The following is a 16,760-nucleotide window of genomic DNA, read 5'->3' as shown; positions in this document are numbered from 1 at the left end:
AAAATAAATTCGATGGAACGCCGTGTGAGGTGAAAATCTCACGCACGGTGTGGAGTGGGGGAAAACCTGGAGATAGTATCAAAAGGTTACCTATCACTATATGGGATTACCAGTACTGCAGTTTTAAAAGAAACGATTGAAATGATAGGAGGAGAGGTTAATTATTATATTCCTAATCGTTTTACTGATGGATATGGACCGAACACAAGGGTCTTCGAAAAATTAATTTCAGCAGGAACAGGCTTGATTTTAACATGTGACAATGGAGTAGGGGGTCATGAGGCTATTGCTAAAGCAAATGAGCTAGGAGTTGATGTGATAGTCACTGATCACCATGAATTGCAAAGTACTTTGCCAGATGCTTATGCTTTAATTCATCCAAGACATCCAAATGGCCAATATCCTTTCAAAAATTTAGCAGGAGTAGGTGTGGCTTTCAAATTAGCTACTGCCTTACTAGGAGAAATACCTTTAGAGATGCTTGATTTAGTAGCTATAGGAACAATTGCTGATTTAGTCAGCTTAACGGGTGAAAACCGTGCTTTAGTAAAGCAAGGCTTAGCTGTATTGAAAGAATCACAAAGAATAGGATTAATTGCTTTATGTAAAGTTGCAAGTATCAAGCAAAATGAAGCAGATGAAGAAACGATTGGTTTCGCCTTAGCTCCACGTTTGAATGCTGTTGGACGTTTAGGAGATGCTGCGCCTGCCGTTGAATTGTTGACTACTTTTGATGATGAAGAAGCCGTACGCTTATCAGAAATGGTAAACGTAAAAAATAGTGAAAGACAGTCGATTGTCAAGAGAATAACTGCTGAAGCATTAGAAATGGTAGAAGAAGATTCTGACCAAGGCATTTATATTTTAGCAAAACAAGGATGGCACGAGGGTGTATTAGGAATTGTTGCTAGTAAAATAGTAGCAACAACTGGAAAACCAGCTATTGTTCTTAACATTGATCATGAAAAAGGATATGCAAAAGGTTCTGGTAGGAGTACGTCAACGTATCATTTGTTTCATGCTTTAGAAGATACTGATCATTTAATAACGAAATTTGGAGGACATCAAATGGCCGCCGGGTTAACTCTGCCAATTGAAAGCATAGCTAACCTTAGAACAGAATTGAATGCATTCTTGCAACAAAAAGAAGGGCCCAATCAATTAGAAAACGCCTGTTTTGTTGATGAAAAACTACACATTTCTGATGTGAGCATAAAGGCAATCGAAGAACTACAAAAATTAGCTCCATTCGGAACAGAAAATCCAAAACCTGTTTTTCTATTTGAGCAAGTACGAGTTCAAGAAATTAAAAGAATCGGTAGCGAAAAAACACATTTAAAACTTAATTTAATTGAAGAGAAAGCAACTCTAGATGCAATTGGCTTTCATCTTGGATCCATGGCTGAGAATATTGGAGCTGAAGCAGAAATTTCAATAACAGGTAAACTGAATATCAATGAATGGAATGGATTAAGGAAACCTCAGCTGATGTTAGACGACTTAGTAGTTAAAGGCACGCAATTGTTTGATTTAAGAAGTACCCAAGTTTCACCAAGTATATGGCAACTACCTAGTGCTGACTACGTTTTTTTCAATGATAAGAATTATAATAAATACCAAGAAAAAATACCGGTAACTGGATATTCTCATTTGATTTCAAACCAAAAAGAAAATAAGCAATTTGAAATGAAAACAACTAAACTCATTTTAGTCGATTGTCCAGATAACTTGACATTATTAAGAGAGCTATTACAAAATAGTGAACCTTCTAACATCTATGTAAGTTTCTTTAATCAAGAAAGTGTATATTTAGAGGGCATACCGAGTCGGATACAATTCTCACATGTTTTTAAATATATTGCATCGCATATGGATATTGACGTAAGACATAAAACGAAAATTTTATCCGGACATTTAAAACTAAAAGAAAATATGCTCATTTTTATAATCTCCGTGTTTTTTGAAGCAGGTTTTGTTACAATACAAGATGGTATTATGAATATTGTATCAAATATTGAAAAAAAAGAATTAATAGATACAAAAGTTTATCAAAAGCGGCTCGAAAAATTTGCTGCAGAAGAAGCTCTCATATACAGTCACTTTGCAGAACTTGAAAAATGGATGAAAATCCAGCTAGAGAAAGAACTGTAAAATCGAAACGGAGGAAGAAATTAATGGATTTAAAAAAATATATAGCTGATGTACCTGATTTTCCAGAGGAAGGGATTATTTTTCGTGATATTTCTCCTTTAATGGCCGATGGCGAAGCTTATCGATTTGCAACAAATGAAATAGTTAGATATGCAAAAGATAAATGCGTAGATATGATTGTAGGACCAGAAGCACGAGGTTTTATCGTGGGCTGTCCAGTAGCTTATGAATTAGGGATTGGATTTGCTCCTGCTCGGAAAAAAGGTAAATTACCGCGTAATACCGTAGAAGTTAGTTATGGTTTAGAATATGGCAATGACGTTTTACAAATTCATAAAGATGCGATTAAACCTGGCCAAAAAGTACTTGTTTGTGATGACTTGCTAGCAACAGGTGGTACCATTGCAGCAACTATCAAGCTTATTGAGCAATTAGGTGGAGAAGTTGTTGGGACAGCCTTTCTAGTGGAGTTAAGTGATTTAAAAGGACGCAATAAAATTGAAGGTTATGATATTTTAGCGTTAATGGAGTACTAAAAAGTTCTTAAATAGATTTCTTTTAACGGACTAAAGGACTCAAAAGATAGCTGATTTTTTTAATGGTTACAAAAAAACACCTCTTTTATCTATGGTTTGTTTTCCATAAATAAAAGAGGTGCATTTTTTATAGCTAAACTTTATCTATCGATACGTTAAAAATAGCATCATTTCTGTTCTGAAATTAAACAATAAGTATGGTTAAAAAATATGGCTACGGTACAAACTGACTACTTTACCAAGAATAGTAACTTCATCTAAAAGAATAGCGCTCATAGAATCATTTTCTGGTTGCAGACGATAATAGCGGTCTTCACGGTAAAATCTTTTGCACGTAGCTTCGTCTTCGTTTGTTAATGCAATAACAATATCGCCATTGTTTGCGCTAGATTGTTTGCGAACAATCACTTCATCACCATCAAAGATACCAGCATTAATCATGCTTTCACCTCTGATTGTCAACATAAAAAGAGTATTGCTTTCTTGTCTTAAATTAGGAGGAAGTGGAAAATAATCAGAAGCTTCTTCAACTGCTAAAATGGGTTCACCAGCAGCTACTGTGCCCAATAAAGGGATTTGTTCTAGTTGAATGCCTAATTTTGTTAGCCCTTTAGAGGTTAATTCAATAGCACGCGGTTTACTAGGGTCTCTTTGTATAAAGCCGTTCTTTTCAAGCCGCGATAAATGGCCGTGAACAGTTGAAGTAGAAGATAGTGAAACAGCTGTTCCAATTTCACGTACTGTTGGCGGGTAACCTTTTAATTTTACTTGGTCATGAATGTATTGCAAAACTTCGATTTGTCTTGATTCTGGTGTTTTACGCATAAATAGATGCACCTCAATTCTTTTATTATTTCTTATTTAGAATAACATAAATCAACCTCTGAATCAAACAAATGTTCGCTAGTGTAAAAAACGATTTTAATGCATAGAGTAATTTTTTTTGGTATAGTATTCAAATAATGAAAATAATGAGGTGAATGAAATGTTATCTAAAGATAAATTAACAAGAATTAACGTTCTAGCAAAAAAATCTAAAAATGAAGGCTTAAGTTTATCGGAACAAACAGAACAAAAAAAACTAAGAGAAGCTTATCTAGCTGCCTTTAGAGGTGGCATGCGTAATCACATTGAAGGATTAAAAGTAGTTGATGAAACTGGGGCTGACGTAACACCAGATAAATTAAAAAAAATTCAAAAAGAAAAAGGTCTTCATGACCGTTAAAGATAAAATAAAGCGGATATTAAATTATTTTTAATAAATTGCATTCAAACGTTGATTTGAATGTTATAAAACAGTAAAATAAAAGTAACATAATTGAGAGGATGATTTAATTGTTTGACAACACTGACCAATTAGCGATTAACACGATTAGAACACTAAGTATGGATGGGGTTCAAAAAGCCAACTCTGGACACCCGGGATTACCAATGGGAGCAGCTCCGATGGCTTATACACTTTGGGCTAAACATTTAAAAGTGAATCCTAAAAATTCAAAATGGGTGAATCGTGATCGCTTCGTTCTTTCTGCAGGACATGGCTCTATCATGCTTTATAGCTTATTACACCTTGCGGGTTACAATGTTTCAATTGATGACTTGAAAAATTTCCGTCAATGGGATAGCAAAACTCCTGGACATCCAGAAGTACATTTAACAGATGGTGTCGAAGCAACAACAGGTCCATTAGGCCAAGGTATTGCAAATGCAGTAGGTATGGCAATGGCAGAGACACATTTAGCAGCAACTTATAATAAAAAAGATTACACAATTGTGGATCATTACACATATGCATTGTGTGGAGACGGAGATTTAATGGAAGGGGTTTCATCTGAAGCAGCTAGTTTGGCTGGTCATTTAGAGCTTGGGAAACTAATTATGCTTTATGATTCAAATGATATTTCTTTAGATGGACCAACATCGAAAGCATTTACCGAAAATGTTGGGCAACGATTTGAAGCCTACAATTGGCAACATATCTTAGTAAAAGATGGTAATGACATTGAAGAAATCAATGCGGCAATCAATGCTGCAAGAGCTGAAACAAAAAAACCTACTATCATTGAAGTAAAAACAATTATCGGTTTTGGCGCACCAAATGAAGGAACTCATAAAGTCCATGGGGCTCCTTTAGGTCCAGAAGGTATTGAAGCAGCTAAAAAAGCTTACGGATGGGAAGGAAAAGATTTCTTTGTTCCAGAAGAAGTAAGCAAACGTTTTGAAGAAGACATGATTAACAAAGGTGCAAATTCAGAAAAAGAATGGCACACATCGTTTAACGAGTATCATACGGCTTATCCTGAACTAGCAAATCAATTTGAACAAGCAATGAATAATGAACTTCCAAAAGATTGGGATAGTGAGTTGCCAAGTTTTTCAGAGGGAGATTCTGCTTTAGCTTCACGTGTTACCAGCAATCAAGTATTAACAGCTATTTCTAAAACTGTTCCCGCTTTTTGGGGTGGTTCTGCAGATTTATCTTCTTCAAATAATACGATGGTAGCAGGTGAAAAAGATTTCCAACCTGGTCAATATGAAGGAAGAAATATTTGGTATGGTGTGCGTGAATTTGCTATGACAGCTGCAGCAAACGGAATTGCTTTACATGGCGGTTCAAAAACTTACGTGGGAACATTCTTCGTTTTTACAGATTATTTAAGAGCGGCCGTTCGTTTAGCAGCAATTTCTAAATTACCAGTAACTTATGTCTTTACACACGATTCAGTTGCCGTTGGAGAAGATGGGCCAACACATGAACCTGTGGAACATCTTTCAAGTTTACGTGGTATGTCTAATTTGACTGTATTGCGTCCTGCTGATGGCAATGAAGTGGTTGCTGCCTGGAAGATTGCACTAACTTCAACAGATCACCCAACAATGTTAGTCTTATCTCGTCAGAATTTACCTGTTTTACCTAAAACAAAAGAATTGGCGCAAGATAATGTTATTAAGGGTGCCTATGTACTTTCTCCACAAGATGGTGAAGTTCCAGAAGGAATTTTAATTGCAACAGGTTCTGAAGTTGCATTAGCAATGGAATCACAAAAAGTTCTTAAAGCAGCCGGAAAAGATGTTTCTGTCGTTTCTATGCCAAGTTTTGATTTGTTTGAAAAACAAAATGCTGCTTACAAAGAATCTGTTCTTCCAAATATAGTTCGTAAACGTGTTTCTATCGAAATGGGTTCAAGTTTCGGATGGGAACGTTATGTAGGATTAGATGGGACTATGATTGCTATTGACAAATATGGTGCAAGTGCACCTGGAGATAAAGTCATCAAAGAATATGGATTTACAGTGGATAATATTATTGAAAAGTACAATGAACTATAAAAGCTAAACCTTAATTTGCGGCTATGTAAATTGATAGAAAATCAATTTACATAGTTTTTTCTATTGAAAGCTTTTTACCTATTTATTTTTAGTCTAAACTCTAGTACAATTAGTCAGTGAGAAATTTTGAAAGGAGTGAGTATAAATGAATACAGGTTTAGCAATTCTTTTAATAGTTGTTGCATTAATTGCCGGTTTAGTTGGTGGATTTTTCCTAGCAAAAAAATATATGATGGATTATTTCAAAAAAAATCCACCTATCAACGAAGATACATTACGTATGTTGATGATGCAAATGGGTCAAAAACCATCTGAAAAGAAAATTAGACAAATGATGGCTTCTATGAAAGTTCAATCAGAAAAAAAAAATAAAAAAAAATAAGCAATACTTAGTATTACACTTATTTTTTAAATTTTGCGAGCAGGATATCTCTGTTTGCTTTTTTTATTAAAAAATTTTTTTAATAAAACCAGATAGTGGAAGTTTACAAAAAATTGGCTTTTTAAACAAGAAGGTCTTAAAAGAATGCGTAAAAGGCAAACGACATTAGCTATTGTACCTGGTTTTTCAACGATTCGTGATGCTAATATGATTCTTGTAATAGATCATGGTGGAATTATAGAATGAGGCACACATGATGAGCTACTTAGCCAAAATGGGGCTTATTATGAAATATACCAACTTTAAAATAGTGGAGGAGTAAATTAAAAAAGCTGTTTTTTGTTTAAACAGCTTTTTTTATATTATTCCGGAGTGATTTTGTAAACATAGGTCGGATCAATTTCGTAGTCTAGTCGATTGAAGGATTGCTGTATTTCTAATTCAATTTCTTTTAGTCTTTCTTTTGTTAATTTTGTGCTTTTATCTATTGTGATAGCATCACCAAAACGTACTGTTACTCTCTTTCGTTTAATTAAATCAGTTAGTGTTAATGGGCCTTGATAAACGGCGGGTATAATTGGAACACCACTTAATTTAGCGATAGTTGCTGCCCCACCCTTTAATTCAGAAGAATGTCTAGTTCCAGTTGGGAAGATAACCAAATTTAACTGGCCCTCTTTTAAAATTTTAACGGGTACCTTTATTGCACTCGGTCCTGGATTTTTTCGGTCGACTGGAAAAGCATGTGCATGTCGAATGACCCAAGACAAAACAGGGTTCTTAAATAATTCTTTTTTTGCCATAAATGCAAATTCATGTGGTTTAGCAGCGATAGCAAGATAAACTGGATCAATCCAAGTTCGATGAGGAGCTACTAATATAAATGAACCTTCCTTAGGCAATTTTGCTCTGTTTTGATAATGTGCATTGCCGTTTAAAAGCAATAATAAAAAACTAATTGTGCGGCGTAATATTCTGAAAAACAATAGACCTCAACCTTTCATAATTTACAAACTAAAATTCTATAATAATGATATAATTATGGACGAGATAGACTATTTTAGCAAGCTTTTTTGAATTACACAAAATAAAAAATCTAAATAATTATTGGTATCTGTTTAGAACTCATTTAACCTGAAGTAAAATTCTATTTATTAAAAATGAAATAGTTTTCTTTTTGTTTGAGAATGACGTACAATGGAGAGATAGAAAAATTCGAGATGAAAATAGGTAAAACGTATGAAAGTAGGGGAACGTTGAATGAAGTGGAGTATTCCGGAACGGATTATTGATCAAGGAAGAAAATATGTTGCTGATAAACGAGTTCTTTCAGTTAATTCAAACTTAGAAAAAAAAGTTTGGAACGCTGAAGTTATGGGAGACCAAAGGTATCGAATTGAATTAGACGGCACAACTAAAGAAGAAGATTTTTGCGAATGTGTGTATTGGCAGGAACATGGCTATTGTAAACATACTGTAGCTGTTGAGTTGGAATTACGAGACAGAGGAATTAGTCGCGTAATGACAAAAGACAATGCAAAAGAAGTGGCTACAGATTCACCTAGTCCAGGACAAGAATTGACCGAATCCTTTACTCGTATTTTCTTAAATGAGCATAGAGAATCACTTTCGACCTCTGGCAAAGAGCGTACGCTAGAATTTGAATACAAGATAGAAATGAAACCGTTAAGTACGGCGCTGGTACGTTCGAAAACAGAGGTTCTAGCACTTAGTATTCGAGTTGGAGTTGAGAAACTGTATATTGTCAAAGACTTACCAGCTTTTTTTGAAAGTTATTTGGCACAAAGTGTTTTTAATCTTAAATCAAATCAAACGATTGATTTCAAGCAAGTTCATTTAACTAAAGAAGATCAAGAAATTATGGATTTACTTCAGAAACAATTACATTCTAATCAATTAATGGTAGGCAACCAAAAAGAGACTGTTCTATTGACTAATAATAAAAGATATTTAATATTAATGCCTATTCTGGCAGAGGTTACGATACAGCTGTTACAAGATAGTGGCAATCTTCAATTCATTAATGGTAAAGATAAATATAAAAAAGTTATATTTGTAGAGAATCAATTGCCAATCTCATTTGAATTATTTCAAAAAAATAAATCAATTACCTTAGATATTTTAAATTTAGTGGATGCATACTTAGATGAGTACCAGTGGTTCGTTTCATCTAATGTTATTTTCCAACCTTCTAAGGAACAAATGCGAGCTAGTCAGCCATTGGATTACTTCCTAGAACGTTACGATGGGAACAATATTGAAATAAAACCTGAAAATATGCCCGATTTCACTGCATATGTAATGCCATTGTTGACTAAAATCGGTGAAGTGAGCGTTGACGAGGAACTTAAAAATTCTTTTATTCAAGAGCCTTTAAAGACAACTATCTATTTTAAGTACGATAAAGATACTGTTCATGCAACAGTTGAATTTAATTATAAGCAACTAGTCTTATCCACGAATGTCGAAGAAAATCATTTGCCAGATCCTGGCGTCCAGATTATTCGTGATAGTCAACAAGAAATGAACGTATTAAATCGCCTGAAAGAGTTTGAGTATCACCGCACAAAAAAAACTTATGCAAAGCGTATGGTGAGAGATGATGATTTTTATACTTTATTTACTAAAGAGATTCCAACTTTAGAATTAGATGCAACAGTTTATGTAGATGATTTATTAGATAGCATGTTTCTAGATCAAATCGATCCAGAAACCAATATTGATGTCCAAAACGATGGTTCCTTATTAGATATACGGTTTGATATCGGAGGGATTACTCCAGAAGAAATTGATAGCGTCTTGAAAAGTTTAAGTGAAAATAAATCTTTTCATAAATTAGACAATGGGACGATAATTGATTTAGAAACTGAAAAATTCAGACAAATTAGTGACGTTCTTACTGAATTACGTGTATCGAAAAGTTTTCAAAACGGTAAAATAAGTTTACCTAGTTACCGTGGTTTAGAGCTACATGAAAAATTCGGTCTAGAAGAAAAAAATAAACAGACATTGTCTAGAAAGTTTCAAAATTTAATTGAAGATTTAAATTTTCCAGATCAATTTGAGGTGGACTTACCAAAAAATCTTAATGCCGATTTAAGAGCGTATCAAGTAGTCGGATTTAAATGGCTTAAAATGCTTTCTAAATATGGTTTTGGGGGTATCCTCGCTGATGACATGGGGCTTGGGAAAACCATCCAAGTGATTACTTATATCTTGTCTGAAATTGAAGAGAAAAAAGAAAATAGTCCATTTTTAATTGTAGCGCCAGCTTCTTTAATCTACAACTGGAATCATGAATTAATAAAATTTGCACCTTCTGTTGAAAATTTTGTTGTTGCAGGCACAGCTGAAGAAAGAATGACTATTATCCAATCTGTAAAGAAAAATCAAGTATTAATCACCTCTTATCCAAGTTTTAGACAGGATGCGGATATTTATAAAAAACAAGAGTTCAGTTTATTAGTGCTGGATGAATCACAAATGGTGAAAAATTATCATACTAAAACAGCTCAAGCGCTTAGAGGATTAAGCATCAAAAAAAGATTTGCGTTAAGTGGAACTCCGATTGAGAATAAAATAGAAGAACTATGGGCAATTTTCCAATTAATTATGCCAGGTTTTTTCCCAACCATTAAACAATTTAAGACTTTACCTTATGAACAAGTTTCCAAGATGATTCGACCATTTGTGCTGAGAAGACTCAAAAAGGATGTATTAAAAGAATTACCAGATAAAATAGAAACTAATCTTTATAGTTCAATGACAAAAGAACAGAAAACAGTTTATTTAGCTTATCTGCAAAGAATACAAGAAAGTGTACAGAAAATGTCAGGAGATGATTTTAGAAAAAATAGAATCGAGATACTTTCAGGCCTGACTAGATTACGTCAAATTTGTTGTGATCCTCGTTTATTCTTAGATGATTATCAAGGAGAATCAGGAAAATTAGAGCAATTAAAAGAATTGTTAGAAACAGCAAAAGAAAGCAAAAAGCGCGTACTGATTTTTTCTCAATTTACTTCTATGTTATCAATCATTGAACGAGAACTCGCTGCTGAAGGAATAGACACTTTTTATTTAAGTGGACAAACAAAACCTAAAGATCGTTTAGAGATGGTCAACCGTTTCAATGATGGAGAAAAAGAAATTTTCCTTATCTCATTGAAAGCCGGTGGGACAGGCTTAAACTTAACGGGAGCCGATACCGTCATTTTATATGACTTATGGTGGAATCCCGCAGTAGAAGAGCAAGCAGCAGGACGTGCTCATCGCTTAGGTCAAAAGAAAGTTGTCGAGGTATGGCGCCTAATTGCGGAAGGAACGATAGAAGAAAAAATTAATTCAATGCAACAAGAGAAAAAAGCATTGTTTGATCAAGTGATTACTTCTGAAGGCAAAGAACAACAATCATTGACTCAGTTAACAGAAGCAGATATTCGTGAAATATTAAGTATTGGAAACTAAAAATGCAACCAGATGACTAAAAAGATAGGTAGATGCTGTATGAGAAAAGTTGTCATTCATATTGATGAAGAAGAGAAATGGTCAACAGTACTAGGGAACATACGCAATCTCAAAAAAGAACAAGTCTATTTTGAGATTGAAGTAGTAGTTAATGGTTCAGCTATAAAAGGCTATTTAAATCCTGAAATTGCAGAAACAGTTGAGGCTTTTGTGCAGCAAAACATCTTATTTGTAGCTTGTAATAATTCTATGCAGGGACACAGTATTAAAAGAGAGCAATTAAACTCAGCGGTAACAATTGTTTCTTCAGGTATTTTAGAGATTATTGAACAGCAACATGCTGGAGCAGCGTATGTCAAACCGTGAAAAAGAACATTTTTCAAGAAATTGAATATATTGTTCTTTTCACTTGATTTATTTAGTAATAAACCGTATAATAATAAATGGTATTAAAATACCAAATAATTTCACACCCCAGCGGATGTAAAGGACGGTGCTTGAGCATTCAAGTCTCCTTACAGTTGAACTTGGGGGAGGAAAAAATAAAACCAATGGAGGAAACAAATCATGGCAGTAATCTCAATGAAACAATTGCTTGAAGCAGGCGTGCATTTCGGTCACCAAACACGTCGTTGGAACCCGAAAATGAAACGTTTTATCTTTACAGAAAGAAACGGTATCTACATCATCGACTTACAAAAAACGGTTAAGTTAGCTGATACTGCATACACATACATGAAAGAAGTATCTGAGAACGGCGGAATCGCTCTATTCGTAGGTACAAAAAAACAAGCTCAAGAAGCAATTAAAGAAGAAGCAATCCGTTCAGGTCAATTCTACGTAAACCACCGTTGGTTAGGCGGAACATTAACAAACTGGGATACAATCCAAAAACGTATTAAACGTCTAAAAGAAATTAACAAAATGGAAGCAGACGGAACTTTTGAAGTTCTTCCTAAAAAAGAAGTTGGAATCTTGTTAAAACAACGCGATCGTTTAGAAAAATTCTTAGGTGGAATTGAAGATATGCCTAGAATTCCAGACGTTATGTTCGTTGTTGACCCACGTAAAGAACGTATTGCAATCCAAGAAGCTCACAAATTAAACATTCCTATCGTAGCAATGGTTGATACAAACTGTGATCCTGATGAGATTGATGTAATCATCCCATCAAATGATGACGCAATTCGCGCCGTTAAATTGATTACTTCAAAAATGGCAGATGCTATGATTGAAGGAAATCAAGGAGAAGACGAAGTTGTTGAAGAAACTTTTACAGCTGAAGCTCCTGTAGTTGCTGAAACTGCATCAATTGAAGAAATTGTTGAAGTTGTTGAAGGCAATAACGCTGAATAATTAAATAAACAACGGCTGTCTCGAGCAAAAGGAGAAGTGAGAAGCGACTTTACACGAAGCGGCATCATTTCAATTTAGCGGAGACAGCTTTTTTTATAAAGTATAAGAATTTATTAGGAGGAATAGTATAATGGCACAAGTAACAGCTAAGTTAGTTAAAGAATTACGCGATATGACAGGCGTTGGTATGATGGATTCAAAAAGAGCTTTAGTAGCTGTTGATGGAGATATTGAAGCTGCAGTAGATTATTTAAGAGAAACTGGTATGGCGAAAGCAGCTAAAAAAGCTGACCGTATTGCTGCCGAAGGATTAGCAGGAGTATTTGTTGCAGGTAACGTAGGTTCAATTACCGAAATTAACTCTGAAACAGATTTCGTTTCAAAAAATGAGCAATTCCAAAAATTAGTTAAAGACGTTACTGAAACTATTGCTAAAGGAAATCCTTCAACTCTTGAAGATGCTCAGAAATTAGAAGCAGGAGACGGAACAGTTGAATCTGAAATTCTTTCAGCAACGACTAAGATTGGTGAAAAAATTGGATTGCGTCGTTTTTCACGTGTTGAAAAAACTGATGAAGATGCATTTGGCGCATATACTCACATGGGTGGCCGCATTGCAGTTTTAGCAGTTCTTGAAGGTACAAAAGACGAAGAATTAGCGCGCGATATTGCAATGCATATTGCTGCTATCAATCCTAAATATGTTTCTCGCGAGCAAGTTTCTCAAGAAGAAATTGATCATGAAACTAAAGTACTAACAGAACAAGCTTTAAATGAAGGCAAACCTGCTAACATCGTTGAGAAAATGATTGTTGGTCGTTTGAATAAATATCTAGCTGAAATTTGCTTAGTAGATCAACCTTTTGTTAAAGATCCAGATATGACAGTAGGCAAATATATAGCTTCTAAAGGCGCTTCAGTAAAATCATTTGTTCGTTTCGAAGTTGGAGAAGGTATCCAAAAACGTGAAGAAAACTTTGCAGAAGAAGTTATGAATCAAGTAAACAAATAAAATGAAAAAAAGGAGCACATTTTAGATGTGTTCCCTTTTTTTTATGCCACTTAATCGTTTTACATCATGGACAAAAATAAATTTGTTAGTAAAAAATAAATTTAATTATTATAGATTACAAATGAAGTTTTTTATGAAATATGGTAGACTAAACAAAGTGTGTAAGAGTCAATGGAGGGGAAAAAATGATTGAACCGAAATACAAACGTGTTATCTTAAAAGTTAGTGGAGAAGCCTTAGCTGGAGATACAGGATTTGGCATTCAACCGCCAGTTATCAATAATATATGTAAAGAAATAAAAGAAGTAAAGGAATTAGGTATAGAAATTGCAATAGTTGTTGGTGGCGGAAATATCTGGCGTGGTCAAGTCGGTTCTGAAATGGGAATGGAAAGAGCTCAAGCAGACTATATGGGGATGTTAGCAACCGTTATGAATGCTTTAGCATTACAAGATTGTCTCGAAAATGTTGGAGTTCCAACAAGAGTCCAAACATCTATTGAAATGCGACAAATTGCTGAACCTTATATTCGTCGTAAAGCTGAAAGACATCTGGAAAAAGGCCGTGTGGTTATTTTCGCAGGCGGTACTGGAAACCCTTATTTCTCTACAGATACAACCGCAGCCTTACGTGCAGCTGAAATTGGTGCCGATGTGATATTAATGGCAAAAAATAATGTTGATGGTGTATATTCAGCAGATCCCAAAATAGATAGCTCAGCTATTAAATATGACGAGTTAACGCACTTAGATATCATTAATAAAGGTCTTCAAGTCATGGATTCAACAGCAAGTTCATTAAGTATGGATAACAATATACCTTTAGTTGTCTTTAATCTTAATGAACCTGGGAATATTAAACGAGTTGTTTTAGGAGAAACGATTGGGACTACCGTTAGGGGGAAAAGATAATGAGTATAGAATTATTAAAAGAGACAAAAGAAAAAATGTTGAAAGCAGAGCAAGCTTTCCAACGTGAATTAGGAACTATTCGAGCAGGACGTGCAAATCCTGCGCTATTAGATCGCATTCAAATTATTTATTATGGAGCTCCAACTCCTTTGAATCAAATTGCACAAATCTCTATTCCGGAAGCACGTGTGTTGATGATTACTCCGTTTGATAAAACTGTCCTTAAGGATATTGAAAAAGTTCTTATGCAAAGTGATATTGGAATCAATCCTAACAACGATGGCAACGTTATACGTCTAGTTATTCCTCAGTTAACAGAAGATAGACGTAAAGAATTAGCTAAACAAGTTGGCAAAGAAGCTGAAAATTCAAAAGTTTCTGTTCGTAATATCAGACGTGAGGCAATTGATGAATTGAAAAAATCTGAAAAAAATAAAGAATTAACATCTGATGACGTTCATTCTTATGAAGAAGATATTCAAAAGTTGACAGATGAAAGTATTAAAAATGTTGACGCTATTGCTTCTGAAAAAGAGAAAGAATTGTTAGATGTTTAATGTATAGATTTTGAATAAAAACACCTCATCGACCTTGTTGAAGGTTGATGAGGTGTTTTGTTTTTTGTAATTATTTATTAGTTGGTTCAGTTTTTTCTTCTTTTAGCAAGAAACTGGTTACTCGTGCGGCTACATAAGATACTATAAAACTGACTAGCATTCGTTTGATTAGCTTACTCATTTTAATCATCCTTTCAGTTCGTTGGTCTGCCACTTTGAATTTAAAAAAAGTATACCATTTTTTTAAAAAAATAAATAACTTTATGATTTCTGGAGGTTAAAAATTTTTTTATCATATCATCTGATACTCATTGTTTACTTGTTTGTTTAAATATCTAGGAATCTCTTAAGATGTTTATTTATTATAGGCATTTATAATAGATTTTGATACAATGGTATAAGTCGATGAATGGATTGGAGAAGTTTAAATGATAAATTTTTTTAAAAAAAAGAAACAAAAAGAAAATAAAATTGCTTCACGTCCTTTTGATGAAATGGACGAGGTACCTTCTCATATCGCAATTATAATGGATGGAAATGGACGTTGGGCTCAAAAAAAATTTTTACCTCGAATTGCAGGACATAAAGAAGGTATGAACACAGTCAAAAAAATCACAAGACGATCCAGCCAGATTGGCGTTAACGTTTTAACTTTATATGCCTTTTCGACTGAAAATTGGAGACGACCTGATCCAGAAGTGAATTTTCTGATGCAATTACCAGTAGACTTTTTCGATACATTTGTACCTGAATTAATTAAAGAAAATATTAAAGTTCAGGTTATTGGATTTACTGATCAGTTACCGTTACACACGAAGAAAGCTGTCACGAAAGCTATTGAAGATACAAAAAACAATACTGGCATGATATTGAATTTCGCATTAAATTACGGCAGTCGAAGTGAGATGCTTGAAGCTACTAAAAAAATAGCGAAATTGGTGAAAGACAATACTTTAAAGTTAGAAGAAATAGATGAAGCTATTTTTGAATCACAGTTGATGACGGCATCATTAGGTGATAATCAAGAAGTTGATTATCTGATTCGAACAAGTGGAGAAGAAAGAATTAGTAATTTTTTGCTCTGGCAAAATGCTTATAGTGAATTTTATTTCACAAAAGAACTTTGGCCAGACTTTAATGAACAATCATTAGAAAATGCCATTGCCGTGTATCAAAAAAGACACAGACGTTTTGGTGGATTATAATATCTAGGAGGGAATAATTAGTGAAACAAAGAATTATCACAGCAATACTTTCTTTAATCGTGTTTGTACCTATTGTATATATGGGATCTGTTATTTTAACGACCGCATTAGCTATATTGAGTCTTATTGCTTTATTTGAGCTATTTAGAATGAAAGGACATTCGTTGTTATCTGTGGAAGGCCTAATAGCTAGTATCGCACTATTGCTTATATTAATTCCTTCAAAGCAAGGAATATTAGGGACGTTGTATTCAGCAAATATGTTATTCTATATTTGTGTATTACTTTTGTTAGTTTCGACTGTATTTTCAAAAAACAAATTTAACTTTGATGACGCAGCTATGGCCATTTTAGGATCTATCTATATTGGGTTTGGATTTAAGTACTTTCTACTCATCCGTTTTGAAGGGTTGGGGTTGTTGTTGTTAGCTTTATTTATTGTTTGGGCAACGGATATAGGTGCTTACTTAGTAGGTCGTAAGTTTGGTAAGAATAAACTTGCGCCACACATTAGTCCAAATAAAACAATTGAAGGCTCATTAGGTGGCGTTTTTAGCGCACTTGTTGTGGCGACTATTTATTTTTTTGTTTTTCCATTAGATTTTTCATTTGGAATGACGGTTATATTGGCAATCCTGATTTCAGTTTCCGGTCAATTAGGTGACTTAGTTGAATCAGCTTTAAAACGCCATTATCAAGTAAAAGATTCTGGAAAGATACTACCCGGTCACGGAGGTATTCTTGATCGTTTTGACAGTATTTTATTTGCAATGCCAGTATTATATTTACTGACATTAGTTTAATTCATGAAAGGAAGTGAAGAAGTCATTAT

The 16,760-nt window shown here is 34.2% G+C and carries 16 protein-coding genes; 13 read left to right on the top strand and 3 right to left on the bottom strand.

The features are described 5' to 3' along the window. The first annotated feature begins 54 nt into the window (after nt 1-54). Both recJ and BR44_RS02305 read left to right on the top strand, forming a co-directional pair. Nucleotides 55-2,151, top strand: coding sequence for a single-stranded-DNA-specific exonuclease RecJ (recJ, locus tag BR44_RS02310; RefSeq protein ID WP_034550290.1), 2,097 nt, complete (start codon nt 55-57; stop codon nt 2,149-2,151). 23 nt (nt 2,152-2,174) lie between these two features. After that, nucleotides 2,175-2,687 (top strand): adenine phosphoribosyltransferase, encoded by a 513-nt coding sequence (locus tag BR44_RS02305; protein WP_034550288.1) that lies wholly within the window; start codon nt 2,175-2,177, stop codon nt 2,685-2,687. A gap of 201 nt (nt 2,688-2,888) precedes the next feature. On the opposite strand, the gene lexA is transcribed toward BR44_RS02305, so the two are convergent. Next, nucleotides 2,889-3,512 carry a transcriptional repressor LexA gene (lexA, locus tag BR44_RS02300; RefSeq protein WP_034550285.1) on the bottom strand — a complete coding sequence of 208 codons (624 nt, stop codon included), beginning with the start codon at nt 3,510-3,512 and terminating at the stop codon, nt 2,889-2,891. A gap of 160 nt (nt 3,513-3,672) precedes the next feature. Between lexA and BR44_RS02295 the strand changes: the two genes are divergently transcribed. The 3 genes from BR44_RS02295 (at nt 3,673) to BR44_RS02285 (ending at nt 6,399) form a co-directional block, all read left to right on the top strand. Then, nucleotides 3,673-3,912 carry a DUF896 family protein gene (locus BR44_RS02295; protein ID WP_034550283.1) on the top strand — a complete coding sequence of 80 codons (240 nt, stop codon included), beginning with the start codon at nt 3,673-3,675 and terminating at the stop codon, nt 3,910-3,912. A gap of 110 nt (nt 3,913-4,022) precedes the next feature. Further along, the gene (gene tkt / locus BR44_RS02290) at nt 4,023-6,017 is read left to right on the top strand and encodes a transketolase (protein WP_034550282.1); all 1,995 of its coding nucleotides are present in this window, start codon (nt 4,023-4,025) and stop codon (nt 6,015-6,017) included. Nucleotides 6,018-6,162: 145 nt separating this feature from the next. Beyond that, nucleotides 6,163-6,399, top strand: a complete 237-nt coding sequence (locus tag BR44_RS02285) for a YneF family protein (protein WP_034550280.1) — start codon at nt 6,163-6,165, stop codon at nt 6,397-6,399. A gap of 362 nt (nt 6,400-6,761) precedes the next feature. Here BR44_RS02285 and BR44_RS02280 read toward each other — a convergent pair whose 3' ends face one another. After that, nucleotides 6,762-7,385: a lysophospholipid acyltransferase family protein gene (locus BR44_RS02280; protein ID WP_034550278.1), complete on the bottom strand. Its 624-nt coding sequence runs from the start codon at nt 7,383-7,385 to the stop codon at nt 6,762-6,764. A 274-nt stretch (nt 7,386-7,659) separates the two neighbouring features. Here BR44_RS02280 and BR44_RS02275 point away from each other — a divergent pair, with 274 nt between their 5' ends. The 6 genes from BR44_RS02275 to frr all read left to right on the top strand — a co-directional run bounded on the left by BR44_RS02275 (nt 7,660) and on the right by frr (nt 14,723). After that, nucleotides 7,660-10,887: a DEAD/DEAH box helicase gene (locus BR44_RS02275; RefSeq protein WP_034550276.1), complete on the top strand. Its 3,228-nt coding sequence runs from the start codon at nt 7,660-7,662 to the stop codon at nt 10,885-10,887. Nucleotides 10,888-10,926: 39 nt separating this feature from the next. Beyond that, nucleotides 10,927-11,253 carry a DsrE family protein gene (locus BR44_RS02270; RefSeq protein ID WP_034550274.1) on the top strand — a complete coding sequence of 109 codons (327 nt, stop codon included), beginning with the start codon at nt 10,927-10,929 and terminating at the stop codon, nt 11,251-11,253. Nucleotides 11,254-11,454: 201 nt separating this feature from the next. After that, on the top strand, nt 11,455-12,243 hold the full coding sequence (gene rpsB / locus BR44_RS02265) for a 30S ribosomal protein S2 (protein WP_034550272.1): 789 nt from the start codon (nt 11,455-11,457) through the stop codon (nt 12,241-12,243). Nucleotides 12,244-12,373: 130 nt separating this feature from the next. Then, a complete protein-coding gene (gene tsf / locus BR44_RS02260) occupies nt 12,374-13,255 on the top strand; it encodes a translation elongation factor Ts (RefSeq protein ID WP_034550270.1) in 882 nt (293 codons plus the stop codon). 185 nt (nt 13,256-13,440) lie between these two features. Further along, entirely contained in the window at nt 13,441-14,166 is a 726-nt protein-coding gene (gene pyrH / locus BR44_RS02255; RefSeq protein ID WP_034550268.1) for a UMP kinase, read from the top strand. Continuing rightward, a complete protein-coding gene (gene frr / locus BR44_RS02250) occupies nt 14,166-14,723 on the top strand; it encodes a ribosome recycling factor (protein ID WP_034550266.1) in 558 nt (185 codons plus the stop codon). Before pyrH ends, frr begins: the two co-directional genes overlap by 1 nt. A gap of 70 nt (nt 14,724-14,793) precedes the next feature. On the opposite strand, the gene BR44_RS11445 is transcribed toward frr, so the two are convergent. Next, nucleotides 14,794-14,937, bottom strand: coding sequence for a hypothetical protein (locus tag BR44_RS11445; RefSeq protein ID WP_156954869.1), 144 nt, complete (start codon nt 14,935-14,937; stop codon nt 14,794-14,796). A gap of 214 nt (nt 14,938-15,151) precedes the next feature. Here BR44_RS11445 and BR44_RS02245 point away from each other — a divergent pair, with 214 nt between their 5' ends. Then, nucleotides 15,152-15,928, top strand: coding sequence for an undecaprenyl pyrophosphate synthase (locus tag BR44_RS02245; RefSeq protein WP_034550264.1), 777 nt, complete (start codon nt 15,152-15,154; stop codon nt 15,926-15,928). A gap of 20 nt (nt 15,929-15,948) precedes the next feature. Next, nucleotides 15,949-16,731, top strand: coding sequence for a phosphatidate cytidylyltransferase (locus BR44_RS02240; RefSeq protein WP_034550262.1), 783 nt, complete (start codon nt 15,949-15,951; stop codon nt 16,729-16,731). Nucleotides 16,732-16,760 lie beyond the last annotated feature (29 nt).

Origin of the sequence: Carnobacterium funditum DSM 5970 (assembly GCF_000744185.1) — a bacterium.
GTDB classification, from domain to species: domain Bacteria; phylum Bacillota; class Bacilli; order Lactobacillales; family Carnobacteriaceae; genus Carnobacterium_A; species Carnobacterium_A funditum.
This window is presented reverse-complemented; position numbering and strand designations above follow the sequence as displayed.

Excerpts from the sequence above, each read along its gene's own strand:
- BR44_RS02295 (WP_034550283.1), top strand. The coding sequence starts at position 3,673 with ATGTTATCTAAAGATAAATTAACAAGAATTAACGTTCTAGCAAAAAAA.
- BR44_RS02275 (WP_034550276.1), top strand. The coding sequence starts at position 7,660 with ATGAAGTGGAGTATTCCGGAACGGATTATTGATCAAGGAAGAAAATAT.
- BR44_RS02285 (WP_034550280.1), top strand. The coding sequence starts at position 6,163 with ATGAATACAGGTTTAGCAATTCTTTTAATAGTTGTTGCATTAATTGCC.
- frr (WP_034550266.1), top strand. The coding sequence starts at position 14,166 with ATGAGTATAGAATTATTAAAAGAGACAAAAGAAAAAATGTTGAAAGCA.
- tsf (WP_034550270.1), top strand. The coding sequence starts at position 12,374 with ATGGCACAAGTAACAGCTAAGTTAGTTAAAGAATTACGCGATATGACA.
- BR44_RS02245 (WP_034550264.1), top strand. The coding sequence starts at position 15,152 with ATGATAAATTTTTTTAAAAAAAAGAAACAAAAAGAAAATAAAATTGCT.
- BR44_RS02270 (WP_034550274.1), top strand. The coding sequence starts at position 10,927 with ATGAGAAAAGTTGTCATTCATATTGATGAAGAAGAGAAATGGTCAACA.
- pyrH (WP_034550268.1), top strand. The coding sequence starts at position 13,441 with ATGATTGAACCGAAATACAAACGTGTTATCTTAAAAGTTAGTGGAGAA.
- rpsB (WP_034550272.1), top strand. The coding sequence starts at position 11,455 with ATGGCAGTAATCTCAATGAAACAATTGCTTGAAGCAGGCGTGCATTTC.
- BR44_RS02305 (WP_034550288.1), top strand. The coding sequence starts at position 2,175 with ATGGATTTAAAAAAATATATAGCTGATGTACCTGATTTTCCAGAGGAA.
- lexA (WP_034550285.1), bottom strand. The coding sequence starts at position 3,512 with ATGCGTAAAACACCAGAATCAAGACAAATCGAAGTTTTGCAATACATT.